General features: G+C 69.3%; 14 protein-coding genes. 7 read left to right on the forward strand and 7 right to left on the reverse strand.

All coding sequences use genetic code 11. From position 1 onward, the window contains the following. From AC5RVB_RS07365 to AC5RVB_RS07390, 6 genes are all read right to left on the reverse strand, one after another. The coding region (locus tag AC5RVB_RS07365; RefSeq protein ID WP_494142340.1) for a DUF6986 family protein at positions 1–224 on the reverse strand (224 nt) is incomplete at its 3' end. A gap of 10 nt (positions 225–234) precedes the next feature. After that, a complete protein-coding gene (locus AC5RVB_RS07370) occupies positions 235–1734 on the reverse strand; it encodes a nucleobase:cation symporter-2 family protein (protein WP_494142341.1) in 1500 nt (499 codons plus the stop codon). Continuing rightward, positions 1734–2654 carry a factor-independent urate hydroxylase gene (gene pucL / locus AC5RVB_RS07375; protein ID WP_227902864.1) on the reverse strand — a complete coding sequence of 307 codons (921 nt, stop codon included), beginning with the start codon at positions 2652–2654 and terminating at the stop codon, positions 1734–1736. Before pucL ends, AC5RVB_RS07370 begins: the two co-directional genes overlap by 1 nt. 4 nt (positions 2655–2658) lie before the next feature. After that, positions 2659–3000 carry a hydroxyisourate hydrolase gene (gene uraH, locus AC5RVB_RS07380; RefSeq protein ID WP_227928388.1) on the reverse strand — a complete coding sequence of 114 codons (342 nt, stop codon included), beginning with the start codon at positions 2998–3000 and terminating at the stop codon, positions 2659–2661. Continuing rightward, the gene (gene uraD / locus AC5RVB_RS07385; RefSeq protein WP_494142342.1) at positions 2997–3527 is read right to left on the reverse strand and encodes a 2-oxo-4-hydroxy-4-carboxy-5-ureidoimidazoline decarboxylase; all 531 of its coding nucleotides are present in this window, start codon (positions 3525–3527) and stop codon (positions 2997–2999) included. Before uraD ends, uraH begins: the two co-directional genes overlap by 4 nt. 449 nt (positions 3528–3976) lie before the next feature. Then, on the reverse strand, positions 3977–5416 hold the full coding sequence (locus tag AC5RVB_RS07390) for an 8-oxoguanine deaminase (protein WP_494142343.1): 1440 nt from the start codon (positions 5414–5416) through the stop codon (positions 3977–3979). Between the two features lie 665 nt (positions 5417–6081). Here AC5RVB_RS07390 and AC5RVB_RS07395 point away from each other — a divergent pair. The 3 genes from AC5RVB_RS07395 to AC5RVB_RS07405 are packed head-to-tail and all read left to right on the forward strand — an operon-like array spanning position 6082 to position 11135. Beyond that, complete coding sequence (locus AC5RVB_RS07395) at positions 6082–7311, forward strand: XdhC family protein (RefSeq protein ID WP_494142411.1); 1230 nt, start codon at positions 6082–6084, stop codon at positions 7309–7311. A 9-nt stretch (positions 7312–7320) separates the two neighbouring features. Continuing rightward, complete coding sequence (locus AC5RVB_RS07400; RefSeq protein WP_494142344.1) at positions 7321–8217, forward strand: FAD binding domain-containing protein; 897 nt, start codon at positions 7321–7323, stop codon at positions 8215–8217. Beyond that, positions 8214–11135: a molybdopterin-dependent oxidoreductase gene (locus AC5RVB_RS07405; RefSeq protein ID WP_494142345.1), complete on the forward strand. Its 2922-nt coding sequence runs from the start codon at positions 8214–8216 to the stop codon at positions 11133–11135. Before AC5RVB_RS07400 ends, AC5RVB_RS07405 begins: the two co-directional genes overlap by 4 nt. Before the next feature lie 96 nt (positions 11136–11231). Here AC5RVB_RS07405 and AC5RVB_RS07410 read toward each other — a convergent pair whose 3' ends face one another. After that, complete coding sequence (locus AC5RVB_RS07410; RefSeq protein ID WP_494142346.1) at positions 11232–12239, reverse strand: EamA family transporter; 1008 nt, start codon at positions 12237–12239, stop codon at positions 11232–11234. A 45-nt stretch (positions 12240–12284) separates the two neighbouring features. On the opposite strand from AC5RVB_RS07410, the gene AC5RVB_RS07415 reads away from it, so the two are divergent. The 4 genes from AC5RVB_RS07415 (at position 12285) to AC5RVB_RS07430 (ending at position 15456) form a co-directional block, all read left to right on the forward strand. After that, positions 12285–12761 (forward strand): MarR family winged helix-turn-helix transcriptional regulator, encoded by a 477-nt coding sequence (locus tag AC5RVB_RS07415; protein WP_227902872.1) that lies wholly within the window; start codon positions 12285–12287, stop codon positions 12759–12761. Between the two features lie 90 nt (positions 12762–12851). Further along, positions 12852–13190, forward strand: a complete 339-nt coding sequence (locus AC5RVB_RS07420) for a PadR family transcriptional regulator (protein ID WP_227902873.1) — start codon at positions 12852–12854, stop codon at positions 13188–13190. After that, a complete protein-coding gene (locus AC5RVB_RS07425) occupies positions 13187–14347 on the forward strand; it encodes a hypothetical protein (RefSeq protein WP_494142347.1) in 1161 nt (386 codons plus the stop codon). The genes AC5RVB_RS07420 and AC5RVB_RS07425 overlap by 4 nt, the downstream gene beginning before the upstream one ends. Positions 14348–14481: 134 nt before the next feature. Then, a complete protein-coding gene (locus AC5RVB_RS07430) occupies positions 14482–15456 on the forward strand; it encodes a hypothetical protein (RefSeq protein WP_494142348.1) in 975 nt (324 codons plus the stop codon). The last annotated feature ends 96 nt before the right edge of the window (positions 15457–15552 follow it).

Below are 15552 nucleotides of genomic sequence, written 5' to 3' on the forward strand. Positions count from 1 at the left end.
TGCGCCGCCGCGGCGGCCAGGCCCTCCCGGCCCCAGTGGGCAGGCAGGGCCGGCACGCAGCGGTCGGCGGGAATGTAGACGGTGTGTACGGGCTGCCGGGTACCCGCGTCGCCCGGGTAGGCGGCGGCCAGCAGCCGGTCGGTGTCCGCGAGGACGGCGTCCAGCCGGTGCAGGTGGCCGTCACCGAGGACGGGTGCGGGTGCGGGGGCGGTGGAGGGTTTCACGGTCACGGTCCTAGTGGGGGTCGTTTTCGGTGCTGCCGGTGGTGGCCAGCGGGACTTCCTGGCCGTCGGCGTCGAGCAGTTTTCCGTCCTGCATGTGGTCGCCATCCTTCAGCGCCGCCGGGTCCTCAATGCGCACAATCCGGTTGGACCCTTCGGCGAAGACCGAGGGGTCCTCCGGGTTGCCGGAGCGGATGTGGTTGAAGAGGATGTTCATCAGGATCGCCATCACGGCGGCGGAACTGATGCCGGAGTGGAAGATGGTGCCAAACCAGGTGGGGAACTCGTCATAGAAGGTGGGTGCGGCAATCGGAATCATGCCGAAGCCAATGGACGTGGCCACGATAATGAAGTTCATGTTGTTGCGGTAGTCCACCTTCGCCAGGGTGCGGATACCGCTGGCCGCCACGGTGCCGAACAGGACAATGCCCGCGCCGCCAAGGACCGGCGTCGGCACCGCTGCCACCACCCGGCCCAGGACCGGAAGCAGGCCCAGGATGACCAGGATCAGACCGCCGGCGCTGACCACAAACCGGCTCTTGACGCCGGTGATGGCCACCAGGCCCACGTTCTGAGCGAAGGCGCTCTGGGTGAAGGAGTTGAACACCGGGGACAGGGCGCTGGAGAGCATGTCCGCGCGCAGGCCGTTGGCGATGCGCTTGGAGTCCACCTTGGTTTCGACAATTTCGCCCACCGCAATGATGTCCGCGGTGGTTTCGGTCAGGGTCACCAGGATCACGATCACCATGGAGATGATGGCCGCGGCCTCGAAGGTCGGCATGCCGAACGCGAAGGGTTCCGGGACGGCGAAGATCGCGCCGCTGCCGACGGCGGAGAAGTCGGCCTTGCCGGTGACGACGGCGAAGACGGTGCCGAGCACAATGGCGATCAGGATGGAGAGCCTGGAGATGGTGGAGTTGCCGAGCTTGCTCAGCAGCAGCACCAGCAGCAGCGTCAGCGCGGCCAGGCCGATGTTCGAGACGCTGCCGTAATCCGGGGCGGCGCTGCTGCCGCCCATGGCCCAGTTCGCGGCCACGGGCATCAGCGTCAGGCCGATGGTGGTGATCACGACGCCGGTGACCACCGGCGGGAAGAAGCGGATCACCTTGGCGAAGACCGGGGTGATCAGCAGGCCGATCAGCGAGGCGACTATCACCGCACCGAACACGGACTGCAGGCCGCCGCCGCCGTCGAGGATGGCGGTCATGGTGGCCACCCCGGCGAAGGACACACCCTGGACCAGGGGCAGCTGGGAGCCGAAGAACGGGATGCCGACGGTCTGCAGCAGGGTGGCCAGGCCGCCCACGAAGAGGCAGGCGGCGACGAGCATGCCGACGTCGGTGGAATCCAGTCCGGCGGCGGTGCCGACGATCAGCGGCGGGGCGATGATGCCGCCGTACATGGTCAGCACATGCTGGAAGCCGTAGGCGAAGGTGCTGCCCAGCGGCAGTTTGGCGTCTTCCGGGCGGGCGGGCGCGCTGCCGGCCGTGGCGGGGCTGTGTTTGCGGCTCATCAGCAGAAACCGCCCACGGTATTCCAGACCGGCGAGTCCGCAACCACGCCTTCGCGCAGCACGGCGGCTTCGATCAGGCCGTAGGGGCGGTCCGCGGCGAAGAAGACCTCGTTGGGGTTGTCCAGGCCGAACGGCGCCAGGTCCACCAGGAAGTGGTGGTTGTTCGGCAGGGAGAGCCGTACTTCGGCGATCTCGGGGTGCGCGGCGATAACGGCCTTGCCCATTTCGAACATGGTCTGCTGCAGCGCCAGGGAATGCGTGTTCGCGAAGGCGTCCAGCAGCAGGGTCCGGGCGGAGGCGTACAGGGCGTTGAAATCCAGTGCGTCCAGGTCCGTGTCCGGGGCGTAGCGCCACTTCGCGGTCACGTCGGTGGCCAGGATCCGGTCGGTGGTTTCGGCCAGCGTGGTGTAGCGGTCCCGGGGGAAGCTGTGGAACTCGGAGCCGGTGGACTTCAGCACGGTCAGGCCGCTGATGCCGGAGACCAGGTGCTGCCGGCCGCCCTCGGAGACGAGCACCGCGGTGCGGATTTCTGACTTGTCCTTGGCGAAGGCGTGGTCATGGTCGCTGATCCGGTTCCAGAAGTACTGTTCAGCCGCCCAGCGGCCGCCGGAAACCCACTCGAAGCCGCCGGTGAAGTGCCGCTCCAGGCGCAGCAGGAACGCCTCGGGCGAGCCGACGCCGTCGCGGGCGAAGGCGTAAATGGTGTTCTTCTGGGTGTCGGTGGCCACCACGTGGGCATTGTCGCCCTCGGTGTGCGCTGCCTCGAAATCACCGTGCAGCTGGCTGGTGACGCTGAGGTCTTCGAGCTGGTGCCGGGCGGTGTCGCGGGTGACCTTCACCAGGCGCACCTCGGCCTTCCCGTACTGGTTGCTGCCGAGGACAATCTGGGCTGCGGTGGTGGCCTGGGTTGTTTCTGTCATGGGTTTAGCTTCCTCGGTAGGTGGAGTAGGCGAAGGGGCTCAGCAGCAGCGGTACGTGATAGTGCTGGGCCGCGTCGGTCAGGGCGAAAGTGAGGGAAACGCTGGGAAAGAAGGTCTCGGTGCCGGTGGCGGCAAAGTAGTCGCCGGTGGCGAAATCGATCCGGTAGGTGCCGGGGGTGAGCTGTTCCGGGCCCAGGCTGGACACCCGGCCGTCGGCGTCGGTGGTGCCCTCCGCTACCCGGTCCCAGCCGTCTCCGCTGGCGGCCAGGAGGGCGACGGCGACGCCGGCGGCTGGCCGGCCGGCGCCGGTGTCCAGGATGTGGGTGGTGACGTGGCTGCGGGTCATGGGTGTAGCAGTCCTTCCAGACGCAGAATGGCTATTTCGCGCAGCTGGGCTGCGATGACGGGGACTTCCTCCGCGGGCGTATGCCCGAGCCGCTCCTGCAGGGCGGCCAGGATTTCCTCGGCGCTGCGGCCGGCGGCGCGGATCAGGAAGACCTGGCCGAACTTCTCCTCGTAGGCGCGGTTGCCGGCCAGCAGCCGGTCCTGCACATCCTCGAGTCCGCTGACGGAGGCCTGCTCGCTGCGGGAGAAGCGGGCTTCGGTGCCGGAACCTGCCGGGCGCTCGCCGATCCGGGGATGGTGCGCCAGCGCGGCTTCGATTTCCGCCTCGGTGAAGTCCGGGGCGGCCAGTTCGGCGAAGCTGAGCAGTTCTCCGGCGGTGGCGAACGGGCGGGCTGCGGCTACCTCGTTGCACCAGCGCGGGATGTCCACACAGGGGCGCAGCATGGCTTCGGCATCGGCCCTCCGGGCGGCGTTGAACGCGGTAAGGAAGTCCGGGGCGGCGGCGTCGGGGCGGAGTTCTGAGGGCACGGGTGTCAGCTTTCAGGTAGAGCTCGTCCGTTGCCGGCGCTGAACACCCTTGACCATCGGCGGCGCCGACTTGATTCGATGTTTCCTGCAAACGGAATTGATATGCCGGTCAGTCTGGGTGAGGTACGTCATATCTGTCAAGAAACATGTCATTCCGGCGGAATAAAACTGATTTATGTTTCCCGCCGGTAAATTCCGCGGTAACCGTGCGTCTTTTTCCGGGAGAGTATTGCGCCAGCGCCCTTCTCTCCGTGACAATCCCCGGCTTCCGGCACACCTTCCTGTCCCCTCCGACCGGCCGGCCCCGCACCTTCCCACCCACTGATGCCAGTGGTGCTGGAGTGGTCCCACTGGGCAACACGCACCCCACCCGGTGGGACCCGGTGCGGCGCGGCCCACAGCACCGGCCGCACCGGCCGCACCCGCCGCACAAATGCACCCCCGCTCGGCTACCCGGCCATCATCCGCCGGGCCGCCGCGGTGTGCCGGGCAATCAGCTCCGGCAGGTCCACGCCGGGCAGCTGTCCGTCGACTACGCGCCAGGCACCGCCGACCATCACCCGGTCCGCGCGGTCCGCGCCGCAGAGCAGCAGGGCCGAGAGCGGATCATGGCTGCCGGAGAAACGCAGGTCATCCAGCCGGAACATCGCCAGGTCCGCCTGCCGGCCCGGCGCCAGTTCGCCCACGTCCTTCCGCCCCAGGGCACGCGCTGATCCCTTGGTGGCCCAGCCCAGCGCACGTTCGGGCGTGATGGCTTCGGCGCCGTAGCGCAGCCGCTGCAGATACAGGGCCTGCCGCGCCTCCAGGATCAGGTTCGAAGCGTCGTTGGAAGCCGAGCCGTCCACGCCCAGCCCCACCGGGGCACCGGCGTCCTCCAGCTCCGCCATCCGGCCAATGCCGCTGGCCAGGCGCATGTTCGACGTCGGACAGTGGGCAACGGCGGTGCCTGCCGCGCCCAGCCGGGCAACCTCGTCGTCGTTGAAATGCACGCCGTGTGCCAGCCAGGTCCGGTCCCCCAGCCAGCCGACGCTCTCCAGATAATCCACCGTCCGCAGCCCGAACATCTCCAGGCAGAAGGCTTCCTCGTCCATGGTTTCGGCCAGGTGAGTGTGCAGCCGGACGTCCTGTTCCTCGGCAAGCGCGGCGCTGTCGCGCATGATCTCCCGGGTCACCGAGAACGGCGAACAGGGGGCCAGCCCAATCTGGATCACGGCGCCGTCACCGCGTTCGTGATAGTCCCGGATCAGCCGCCGGCTGTCCTCAAGGATCACCTCCGGAGCCTGGACCGTGTGCTGCGGCGGCAGGCCGCCGTCGTCCTCCCCCAGGGTCATGGAGCCGCGGGTGAGCATGGCCCGCATGCCCAGTTTCCGCACCACGTCCACCTGCACGTCAATGCCGTCCTCGAGCCCGTCGGGGAAGAGGTAGTGGTGGTCCGCGGCGGTGGTGCAGCCGGACAGCAGCAGTTCGGACAGCGCGACGGTGGTGGCCAGTTCCAGGTCCGCCGGGGTCAGCCTGGCCCACACCGGGTACAGGTTCTTCAGCCAGGGGAACAGCGGGGTGTTCACCACCGGCGCCCAGGCCCGGGTGAGGGTTTGGTAGAAGTGGTGGTGCGTGTTGATCAGCCCCGGCAGCAGCACGTGGCCGGACGCGTCAAAGACCTCGGAGCAGGGCGCGGACGGGGTTTGCCCGGCCGCCAGCACCTCGGCGATGATCCCGTTCTCGATCACCAGGCCGCCGGCGGCATCCAGTCCGTTGGCGGTGAAGGCGGCCAGCGGGTTCCTGATCCAAAGGCGGGCGCGGGGTGAATCGGGTACGACGACGGCGGCGGGTGCGACGGCGGCGGCGGGTGCGACGGCGGCGGGTGCTGAGGCGGGCGTGGAAGCGTTCATGGAACATCCTTGGGCAGACAGACCCCTCCCGGGGCCAGCTCAGTGGGCTTGTCTGCTGATCCAAGAGGCCGGTTCCGCATTCCGGTCCGCGCGGGCGGCGGGCCGGACAATCCGTGCGCCGGTGGCCTGACCGTCCGCACGGCCCCACCCTACCCAGATGACGGGGCCATCCCGGAAAATGTGAAGCAAACGACTGTGCCGCCCCTTCCCGCAGCGGACTTTCCGGTCCAAGGGGTTTCCGGTCCAAGGGGTTTCCGGTCCAAGGGGTTTCCGGTCCAAGGGGTTTCCGGTCCAAGGGGTTTCCGGTCCAAGGGGTCTCCAGTGCAGCATGCGCCGGGCGGGCGGGACGAGGCAGCCGGGCAGCCGTACGCGTCATAACCGGCGGGGTGTCCCGCGTGCCGGGACACCGTGGTAGGCTTCCGTGCAATTACCGGAGCAATTGCGGCATTCATCGTTTCCCGGCGGTGCCGGAATATGCATTCTTTTCCGCCTGCAGGGCGGATCAATGCGCGCCGTAATATGTTTCGCTTTTAGTCATTGTTTTGCGGATTTAAGGCCCCTGCCCGGTTCTCCCGGCAGGGGGAACTCACCGCTTTGGTTACTGGGTTAGCCGGTGGCGGTTGCCGCCGGCAGGTGTTGCTGGAGGGTAGGCCGCAGTGTTGGACATGCTCAATGCGCTGGCATCCGCCACGGCGGACGGTGCCCCATGCGCGGTGGCGACCATTGTGCGGGCGTCCGGGTCCGTGCCCCGCCCGGTCGGCACTTCCATGCTCATCAGCGGAACCGGAGAGATCACCGGTTCCCTTTCCGGCGGCTGCGTAGAGGCCGCCGTCGTCACCGCCGCCGAAGAGGTCCTCGCCGCGGGCCGTGCCCGGGTGGAGGCCTTCGGCTACAGCGATGCCGATGCCTTCGCCGTCGGCCTCAGCTGCGGCGGCACCCTGGAGGTCCTGATCCAGCCGGTCGCCGCCGGCACCTTTCCCCTTATCCCCGGCCCCGACGCCCCCTGTGCCCTGATCCGGCGGATCGACGCCGCAGCGTCCGACGGCGTACCTGCTGCCCCGTTGCTTGTCACCGACCCGGCCGGTGCCACCGATGCCGGCCTCCTCGCCGCCCACGGCGCGGCCCTGACCGCGATGCTGGGCATGGATCCGGCGCGTGCCGCTGCCCGGATCGCCCCGCTTATCGCGGCCGGACGGACCGGCGTCGTCGAACTGGACGGTCCGGGCCTGGGCGTACCGGAGCTGGGCGGACCGGCGGACGGCGCATCGGCGAACGGTGCATCGGCGGACGCCGGCCCGGGCGCTGCGTGCGTGCCGGGTGGCCCCGTCCTGTTCCTAGAATTCCGGCTCGCGCCGCCGCGGCTGATCCTGATCGGCGCCAATGATTTCTCCGCCGCGCTGGCCCGGCAGGGCCGGCTGCTGGGCTATCACGTGACCATCTGCGACGCCCGGCCCGCGTTCACCACCCCGGACCGGTTCCCCGCGGCGCACCAGGTGCAGGTGCAGTGGCCGGATCAGTACCTGCGCCGCGAAGCCGCAGACGGGAACCTGGATGCCCGGACCGTGGTGTGCGTGCTCAGCCATGACGCCAAGTTTGATGTCCCGGTGCTGGCCGAGGCCCTGCGGGGCAACCTCGCCTACGTGGGGGCCATGGGATCCCGGCGCAGCCATGAACAGCGGATGGCCGCCCTGCGCGCCGCGGGCCTGACCGCCCGCGACCTGGAGAAGCTGCACTCCCCCATCGGGCTGGACATCGGCGCCGCCACACCGGAGGAAACCGCACTGTCCGTCTTCGCCGAAATTGTTGCCGCCCGCTCCGGGGTTGCCGCCAGCGGGCAGCCGCTGCGGACCTGCAGCGGTCCCATCCATCCGTACAACCGACTTCACGCCAGCTAAGGGACCCCTATGGACATGCCTACCGTTTCCGACGTCATCCGTACCGCGGATCCGCAGCAGTGGCGCCCCGGGGATGCCTGGATGGCCGGCGGCACGGTGCTGTTCTCCTACGGTTCGGACACGCTGGCCCGGCTGCTGGATATCACCGCCGCCGGCTGGGAATCCCTGACGGTGTCCGGGGACGGCCTGGAGATCGCGGCCACCTGCACCATTGCCGAGCTGTTCGCCTTCCCCGACGCCGCCCCGGCCCCGGCCCGGGAGCAGTGGCCGGCTTTGGGCCTGATTCCGCTGTGCTGTGATTCCTTTGTCGCCTCCTTTAAGGTCTGGAATGTTTCCACAGTGGGCGGGAACATCTGCACCGGCCTGCCCGCCGGACCCATGACGTCGCTGACCACGGCACTGGACGGCGTCGCACTGGTCCACTCCCCGGACGGCACCTCGCGCTGGCTGCCCGTGACCGAGCTGGTCATCGGCGACGGCCGCACCGCGCTGGCCCCGGGCGAACTGCTGCGCAGCATCACCCTGCCCGCGTCCGCCCTGCGGGCCCGCACCGCGTTCCGCCGGCTGTCCCTGACCAACCTTGGCCGCTCCGGGGTGCTGGTGATCGGCCGGCTGGATGAGGACGGCACGTTTGTCCTGACCGTCACCGCCGCCACCAAGCGTCCGGTCCAGCTGCGGTTCGCCGCCGTGCCCACCCGGGCCGAGCTGCGCGCCGAGCTGGACCGCAGCATCGACGCCGCGCTCTGGCACGACGATGTGCACGGCCTGCCCGAATGGCGGCACTACATGACGGACCGGCTGGCCGAGGAAATCCGCGCCGAACTCGCCGCTCCGGCTCCCCCCGCTGCTTCCGCTTCCGCCAACACCCCTGCCCCTGCCCCTGCCCCGAAGGAGGGTTCCCTGTGACCTACCGGATCAATGACGCCGAGGTGGAGGCCACCCCCTTCCCCGGCCAGTGCCTGCGCACCTTCCTGCGCGAACAGGGCAACCTGGGAGTCAAAAAGGGCTGCGACGCCGGGGACTGCGGCGCCTGCACCGTGCACGTTGACGGCAAACCCGTGCACAGCTGCCTCTACCCCGCGGTGCGCGCCGAGGGCCGGGAAATCACCACCATCGAAGGCCTGGCCGGGGAGGACGGGCTGCACCCGATGCAGCAGCAGTTCCTGGACGCCCAGGGCTTCCAGTGCGGCTTCTGCACCGCCGGCATGGTGATGACCGCCGCCACCTTCGACGAGGAGCAGAAGGCCAACCTGCCGCGGAACCTGAAGGGCAACCTCTGCCGCTGCACCGGCTACCGCGCCATCGGGGACGCGGTCTGCGGGCACCGGCATGTGGACGTGCCCGACGACGGCGCCCCGGCTCCGGAGGACGGCGCCGCCGCGGCGAGCACCCCCGCGCCGCGCACCGTCGGCACCAGCGTGCCCGCCCCGGCCGGCCCGGACATTGTCACCGGCCGGGCCCGCTACACCATGGACGTTCGGGCAGCCGAGCTTCCCGGACTGCTGCACATGAAGATTCTCCGCTCCCCGCACGCGCACGCCCGGATTGTTTCCATTGATGCGAGCCCCGCCCTGGCCGTGCCCGGGGTCGAAGCGGTGCTCACGCACGAGGACGCCCCCGACCAGCTCTTTTCCACCGCCCAGCACGAACTGCACACCGACGATCCCGACGACACCCGGATCCTGGACACCGTGGTGCGTTTCCGCGGCCAGCGGGTGGCCGCCGTCGTCGCCGCATCGGTGGGTGCTGCCGCGGAAGGCGTGCGCGCGCTGAAGGTCGAGTACGAACTGCTGCCCGCCGTGCTGGAAACCGACGCCGCACTGGCCGACGGCGCCCCCGAGGTCCACCCCGGCACGGCGGGGAACATCGTGGCGGAACTGCACTCGGAGCTCGGCGACGCGGAGGCCGGACTCGCGGCAGCCGCCGTCGTGCACGAGAACACCTACGTCAGCCAGCGGCTGCAGCACGTGGCAATGGAAACGCACGGCTCCATCGCGTCCTTTGATGACAAGGGACGCCTGGTGGTGCGCACCTCCACGCAGGTTCCGTTCCTGATCCGCCGCGCGCTGTGCCGGGTGTTCGGCCTGAAGCCGGCTTCGGTGCGGGTGCTCACCGGCCGGGTGGGCGGCGGGTTCGGCGGCAAACAGGAAATGCTCACCGAGGACATTGTGGCCCTGGCAGCCCTGAAGCTGAACCGGCCGGTGCAGCTGGAGCTGACCCGCGAGGAACAGTTCACCGCCACCACCACCCGGCACCCGTTTGCCGTGCACGTCCGCGCCGGCGCCGCGGCGGACGGCACCCTGACCGCCCTCGCGGTGGACGTCACAGCGAACACCGGGGCCTACGGCAACCACGCGCCCGGCGTGATGTTCCACGGCTGCGGGGAATCCGTGGCCGTGTATAAATGCGCGAACAAGAAGGTGGACGCCCGCTCGGTGTACACCAACACGCTGCCCTCCGGTGCGTTCCGCGGTTACGGGCTGAGCCAAATGATCTACGCCGTCGAATCCGCCATGGACGAGCTGGCCCGCGGGCTGGGCATGGATCCGCTGGAGTTCCGCCGCCGCAACGTGGTGGCCAAGGGCGATGACATGGTTTCCACCGCCCCCGAACCAGCCGAGGACGTGCACTACGGCAGCTACGGGCTTGACCAGTGCATTGATCTGGTCTCCGCGGCCCTGGCCGAGGGACGGCAGCGGCCGGAAACCTCCGGGGCGCAGCTGCCCGCGGCGTCGGCGCTTTCCGACGACGGCGGGGCGGATGACGGGGCGGACGACGGCGGGGCTGACGACGTCGACGGCTGGCTGATTGGCGAGGGCACCGCCGTCGCCATGATCGACACCGTGCCGCCGCGCGGACACATCAGCCACGCAAAGATCTCCCTGCAGGAGGACGGCCGGTACGGACTGGACGTGGGCACCTCGGAGTTCGGCAACGGCACCACCACCGTGCACACGCAGCTGGCCTCCACCGCACTGCATACCACCGCGGACCGGATCGTGATCCGGCAGTCGGACACCGATCTGGTGGACCACGACACCGGCGCCTACGGCTCTACCGGCACCGTGGTGGCGGGCAAGGCCTCGCTGGCTGCCGCGCAGGAACTGGCCACCCTGCTCAAAGGCTTTGCGGCGTCCCTGTTTTCCAACACCTCGGCCCAGGTGCAGCTGCTGGCCGACTGTGTGGAGTGCGACGGCGAGCGGATCCCGCTGGCCGACGTCGCCGCCCGCGCCAGGGCCGAGGAGATCGACCTGTCCGCCGAGGGCCGCTGGGGCGGCACGCCGCGCTCGGTGGCCTTCAATGTGCAGGGCTTCCGGGTGGCGGTCCACGCGGGCACCGGCGAGCTGCGGATCCTGCAGAGCGTGCATGCCGCGGACGCCGGCGTCGTGATGAACCCGGTGCAGTGCCGCGGCCAGATTGAGGGCGGCATTGCCCAGGCCCTGGGAGCTGCCCTGTATGAGGAGGTGCGGATTGATGCCGAAGGCACGGTGGAAACCCGGATCCTGCGCCAGTACCACATCCCCACGTTCGCCGATGTGCCGCGCACGGAGGTCTTCTTCGCGGAAACCGATGATGCGCTGGGGCCGATGGGCGCCAAGTCCATGAGCGAGAGCCCGTTCAACCCGGTGGCACCGGCCCTGGCCAATGCGCTGCGGGACGCCACGGGGATCCGGTTCGCCCGGCTGCCGTTTGCCCGGGACACCATCTACCTGGGCATGCGGGCGGCCCGGGAGGATTCCGGCGATGTACACGGCGACGCCCAGGCCGCCGGGAACCTGGCCGCCGGGCTGCGCGAACGGGACGCTCCGGCTCCGGCGGTGTAGGGCTGCCGGCGCGCCGGGCCGCGCCCCGGCGGCAGGCCGGTGGGTGCGGCTCAGCCCCTCCGGCTGCCCCGGCGGTGTAGGGGTTGCGGGTGCGGCTCAGCCCCTCCGGCTGATGGCGTTTCGCTCCGCTTTGTCCGTTTTCCCTCCAGTTTGGGAAAACGCTGCCGGTTTGCAGCGGAGGGATTTCCCAAACTGGAGGCGTTTTCCCAAAGTGGAGGAATTTTCCCCACCGATGGGCTTCTTCCTCAGTGCCCTGCCGGCAGGACCGGCCAGCACCAGTGCACCCAGAACGACAGCCGCGCCAAGACACTGGCCGGGGCTCAGCGCCTGCCCGGCGAGCAGCCAGCCGGCCGCGGCAGCAACCACCGGACTGAGCAGCCCGAGCAATGCGGCACTGGACGCCGGAAGCCGGTGCAGGCCGCGGAACCACAGGCTGTAGGCCAGGGCGGAGCCGATCAGACTGAGATAGGCATAACCGGCGAGGTTGATGCCGGTCAGGGCGGGCGGCGGTCCTTCTACCAGCAGCGCCAGCGGAAGCAGGAACACTCCGCCGGCGATCAGCTGCCAGGACGTGGCGGCCAGCAGCGTATCCGGGACACCCCATTTTTTGGTCAGGACCACCCCGGCGGCCATGGCTACCGCCCCTCCCAGCGCAGCCGCCACACCCACCGCGTCCAGACGGGCCTGTGCCTGCAGCACCAGCAGCCCGACGCCGGCCATCCCGGCGGTACCTGCCGCCAGTTTCCGTCCGGTCAGCCGTTCCCCGATCCAGCGCGAGGCAAACAGCGCCACCAGCAGCGGCTGCACGGCACCCACCGTGGCGGCCACCCCGCCGGGCAGCCGGTAGGCGGCCACAAACAGCAGCGCAAAGAACAGCCCGATGTTCAACACTCCCAGCACTGCCGAACGCCACCACCACTGGCCGCGGGGCAGCCGCCGCACCAGCAGAAGCAGCAGCAGCAGCCCTGCGGGCAGGGAGCGCAGCAAGGCGGCCAGCAGGGGCCGCTCCGGCGGCAGCAGTTCCGCTGCCACGATGTACGTGGTTCCCCAAACAATCGGCGCCAGGGCCGTCGTTAGGGTCAGGATCAAGGATTTGCTAAGCACTTAGCTAATGTAGCTAAGTGCTTAGCAAATTGCTAGGGTGCAATCATGACTGATCACGTAGGCAGGGTCCTGGAGCAGTGGGCAGCGGAGCGGCCGGACCTGGATGTCTCGCCGATGGCCGTGGTGGGGCGGCTGTCGCGGGTGGCACGCCGCTTCGATGAACAGCTGGCGGAAACGTTCGCCAAACACGGCCTGGACGCGGCCTCCTTTGACGTCCTGGCCACACTGCGCCGCTCCGGCCCGCCGTACACACTCACCCCCAAGGACCTCAGTGCCAGCTCCATGGTCACCTCCGCCGCCATAGCCCAGCGGCTGAACCGGCTGGAGGCGCAGGGGTACGTGCGGCGCTCCCCCAGCTCCGCCGACCGGCGGGGCAAGCTGGTCTCGCTGACGGATGCGGGCCGGAGCGCCGTCGACGCCGCCCTCCCTGACCACGTGGCCACCGAACAGCAACTGCTGGCGGCCCTGGGTGAGGGCGAACGCGCCGCACTGGCCGCACTGCTGGCGAAATTGGATGCCTGACGCGGGCCGGAATACCCCCAGCAAAACCGTGACCTGACCGTTATATATATTTGTTCCCTATATTCAGTTTTTCTGAGTATCGTTCAGGGCATGAGCAAGCATGAGATGCGCGAACCGACCTTCCTGGTCCTCTCCGCCCTGGCAGACGGGCCCAAGCACGGCTACGCCCTGATCTCCGAGGCAAAGGATCTTTCCGGCGGCCGCGTGAAGCTGCAGCCCGGCACCCTGTACGGCGTGCTGGACCGGCTGCGCGAAGACGGCCTGGTGGAGATTTCCGGCGAGGACGTGGTAGACGGCCGCGCACGCCGCTATTACCGGATCACCGAGAACGGCGCCGCCACGCTGGGCCGCGAAGCCGAACGGCTGGCGGCCAACGCCCGGCAGGCCATGTCCAAGCTGAAGCTGCGCGCAGCACAGGCCGGCGCATGAACACCGACGGCGCGCCCCGGCAGGCCGTCCGCCCCTCCCTGCAGGCGCACGGCACCCCTGCCCCTGAAACCGGCAGGGACACCACCGCACTGGAGGCCGCCTACGCCAGGGCACTGTATGCCTACCCCGGCAGCTGGCGCCGGGAACAGGGTGCGGAAATGATCGGCGTGCTGCTCGACGTCGCGCGCAGTGAACACCGTACCCATCCCACTCCGGCAGAGCTGATTAACCTGGTGGGCAACGGCCTGGCCGCCCGCGCCCTGGCCCTGCTCGGCGCGGTGGGAAGGACGCGCCGCAACGGCATCGCCTTCACCGCCACGGTGCTGGCCACCTACCTGGCCCTCGCACTGACACTGCTGGGCGAGTGGGGACCATGGGTCCGCCCGGGAACCCTGCGCTGGCGGCCCACCGGTGAAGGGTTCGGCGAGTCCCTGTTGCCGCTGGGACCGTTCACGACGGCGGCCGCAGTGGTGTATCTGGCACTGATCGCCGGGTTCCCGGCTACGTTGGCAGGCCGGCGGGCTCTGCGCCGGACGCTGCACCTCAGCGTCGCAGCTGCGGCTCCCCTGGTCAGTCTGGCCGGCACCTGGATGGAGGTGCTGGCGCCCCCATTGGTTCCCATGCTGGGGGTGAGCGCACTGGCGCTGCTGGCTTTGGCCGGCAACCCTGCCACCACTACCTCCGGACGGCTGCTGCTGGCCGTTGTCACCGCCGGTGTTTCATGGGGCGGGGTGATGCTCGCGGTGAACCGGCTCCCCGGCGGTGCCGCACTGTTCTTTTACGACGCCGACAGCCTGATAGCCGTGGATGCCCGCTCCCTCACCCTGGCGGCGGTGTTCCTGATGCTCCTGGCGGGCATGCTGCTGGCCAGCGGACGGCGCGCCCTGCCCTGGACCGTGGGCCTGGCCGTGGCTGCCGTGCCCCTGCTGGTCCGGCTCTGGTCCGGTGGTCTGCTGGACGGCGGTTTGCTGGACGGCGGTTTGCTGGACGGCGCGGTACTGGACGCGGCCCTGACCGGTTCCGGTCTGCCGGCTGACGCCGGTTGGGGCGGGGGCTTCCTGCTCCTGGCTCCGGTGGCCGCGGCGCTGACCGCCGTCGGCCTGCGTCTCGGAAGCATCGGCTCCCGCCGTAGGCAAGGTCTCCCCCGCACCACCTAAGACGTGTGGCCCGCTTGAGCCCACCCGCCTTACCCGCACCACCGCATTCCCTCCCGAATAACGTTCCACGGACACGCTCCCGATGAGCCGGTCCGGTACTGCCGCACACCCGCACCAGTCTCGAAAGGCACATCATGAACCGCTCCGTGAGCACCCCTTCCCGCCGCCCGGACCGCGCCCAGGGCTCCGCATCCCCCATGCCCGGCCGCCGTCGTCGTTATCTCGCCGGCCTCGGCTCCGCACTCTTGATCGGCACGGCAACACTGGCCGGCTGCTCCGCTGATGCCGGGCTGACCGTGGTGGCGGATTCCTCCGCCGACCCGTTCGAGGCCTACCTGGCCGAGGAAATGGACCAGGCGTTCTTTGCCCAGGACGTGCTCCGTTTCCAGTGCTACGCGGACAACGGCTACTCCGAGTACGCCCAGTTCATCCCCACAGAACCCCGTGCCCAGTACCGCAGCGAGCTGCTGGATCAGCTGACCGTCACTGACGCCTTCTTCGGCAGCGTGCAGGATGCCACCGACCGGGGCCTGCGGTACGAGGCGGAGCAGCCCGCCCCCGCCAAGGTCTTTGTGCACGATGCAGCCTTCGACGCCGTCGCCTCCGCCTGCGACACCAAAGCCTGGGCCGCGCTGGGGAAGGACGCCGAGAACACCCTGATCGACTACAACCGGCTCGCCAGCAAGCTCTCGGGCATCTTTGACCCCACCATGGATGATCTGCAGCCCCTGCAGGCGAAAGTGGTGCAGTGCCTGGCCGACTCCGGGGAGCCGGTAACCGCCGCACCGGACCAGCTCTTCGGCATGGCGCCCGGGGTCGAGCTCGGCGCCCCGGTGGAATACCCGGAACGCAGCGGCCCGAAGCAGTCCGCCGGGGTGGAGATCATTCCCGCGGATACCGAAATTGCCTACGAGCCCACCCCGGCGGAGGCGGCCCTGGCCGTGAAGTACTACAACTGCTCCGTGGAAACCGGAGTGCGGGAGGAATTTGCCGCGTCGATCCTGGCGGCCAAGAAGGCCGCCGTCACGGAACACGCGGCGGAGCTGGAGAAGCTGAACCCGCGCATCACGGAGATTGCCGCGGCCGCGAAGGACCTGCTGGACAGCTGACACTGTGGCGGTGCCGCCCACGGCGGCACCGCCCGGCATGTCTTTCCCCGTGCAGGACTCAGAACCCCCTAGGCTGAGGCCCCAATGGAGGTTGGG

Source organism: Arthrobacter sp. Y3225209 (assembly GCF_059090685.1).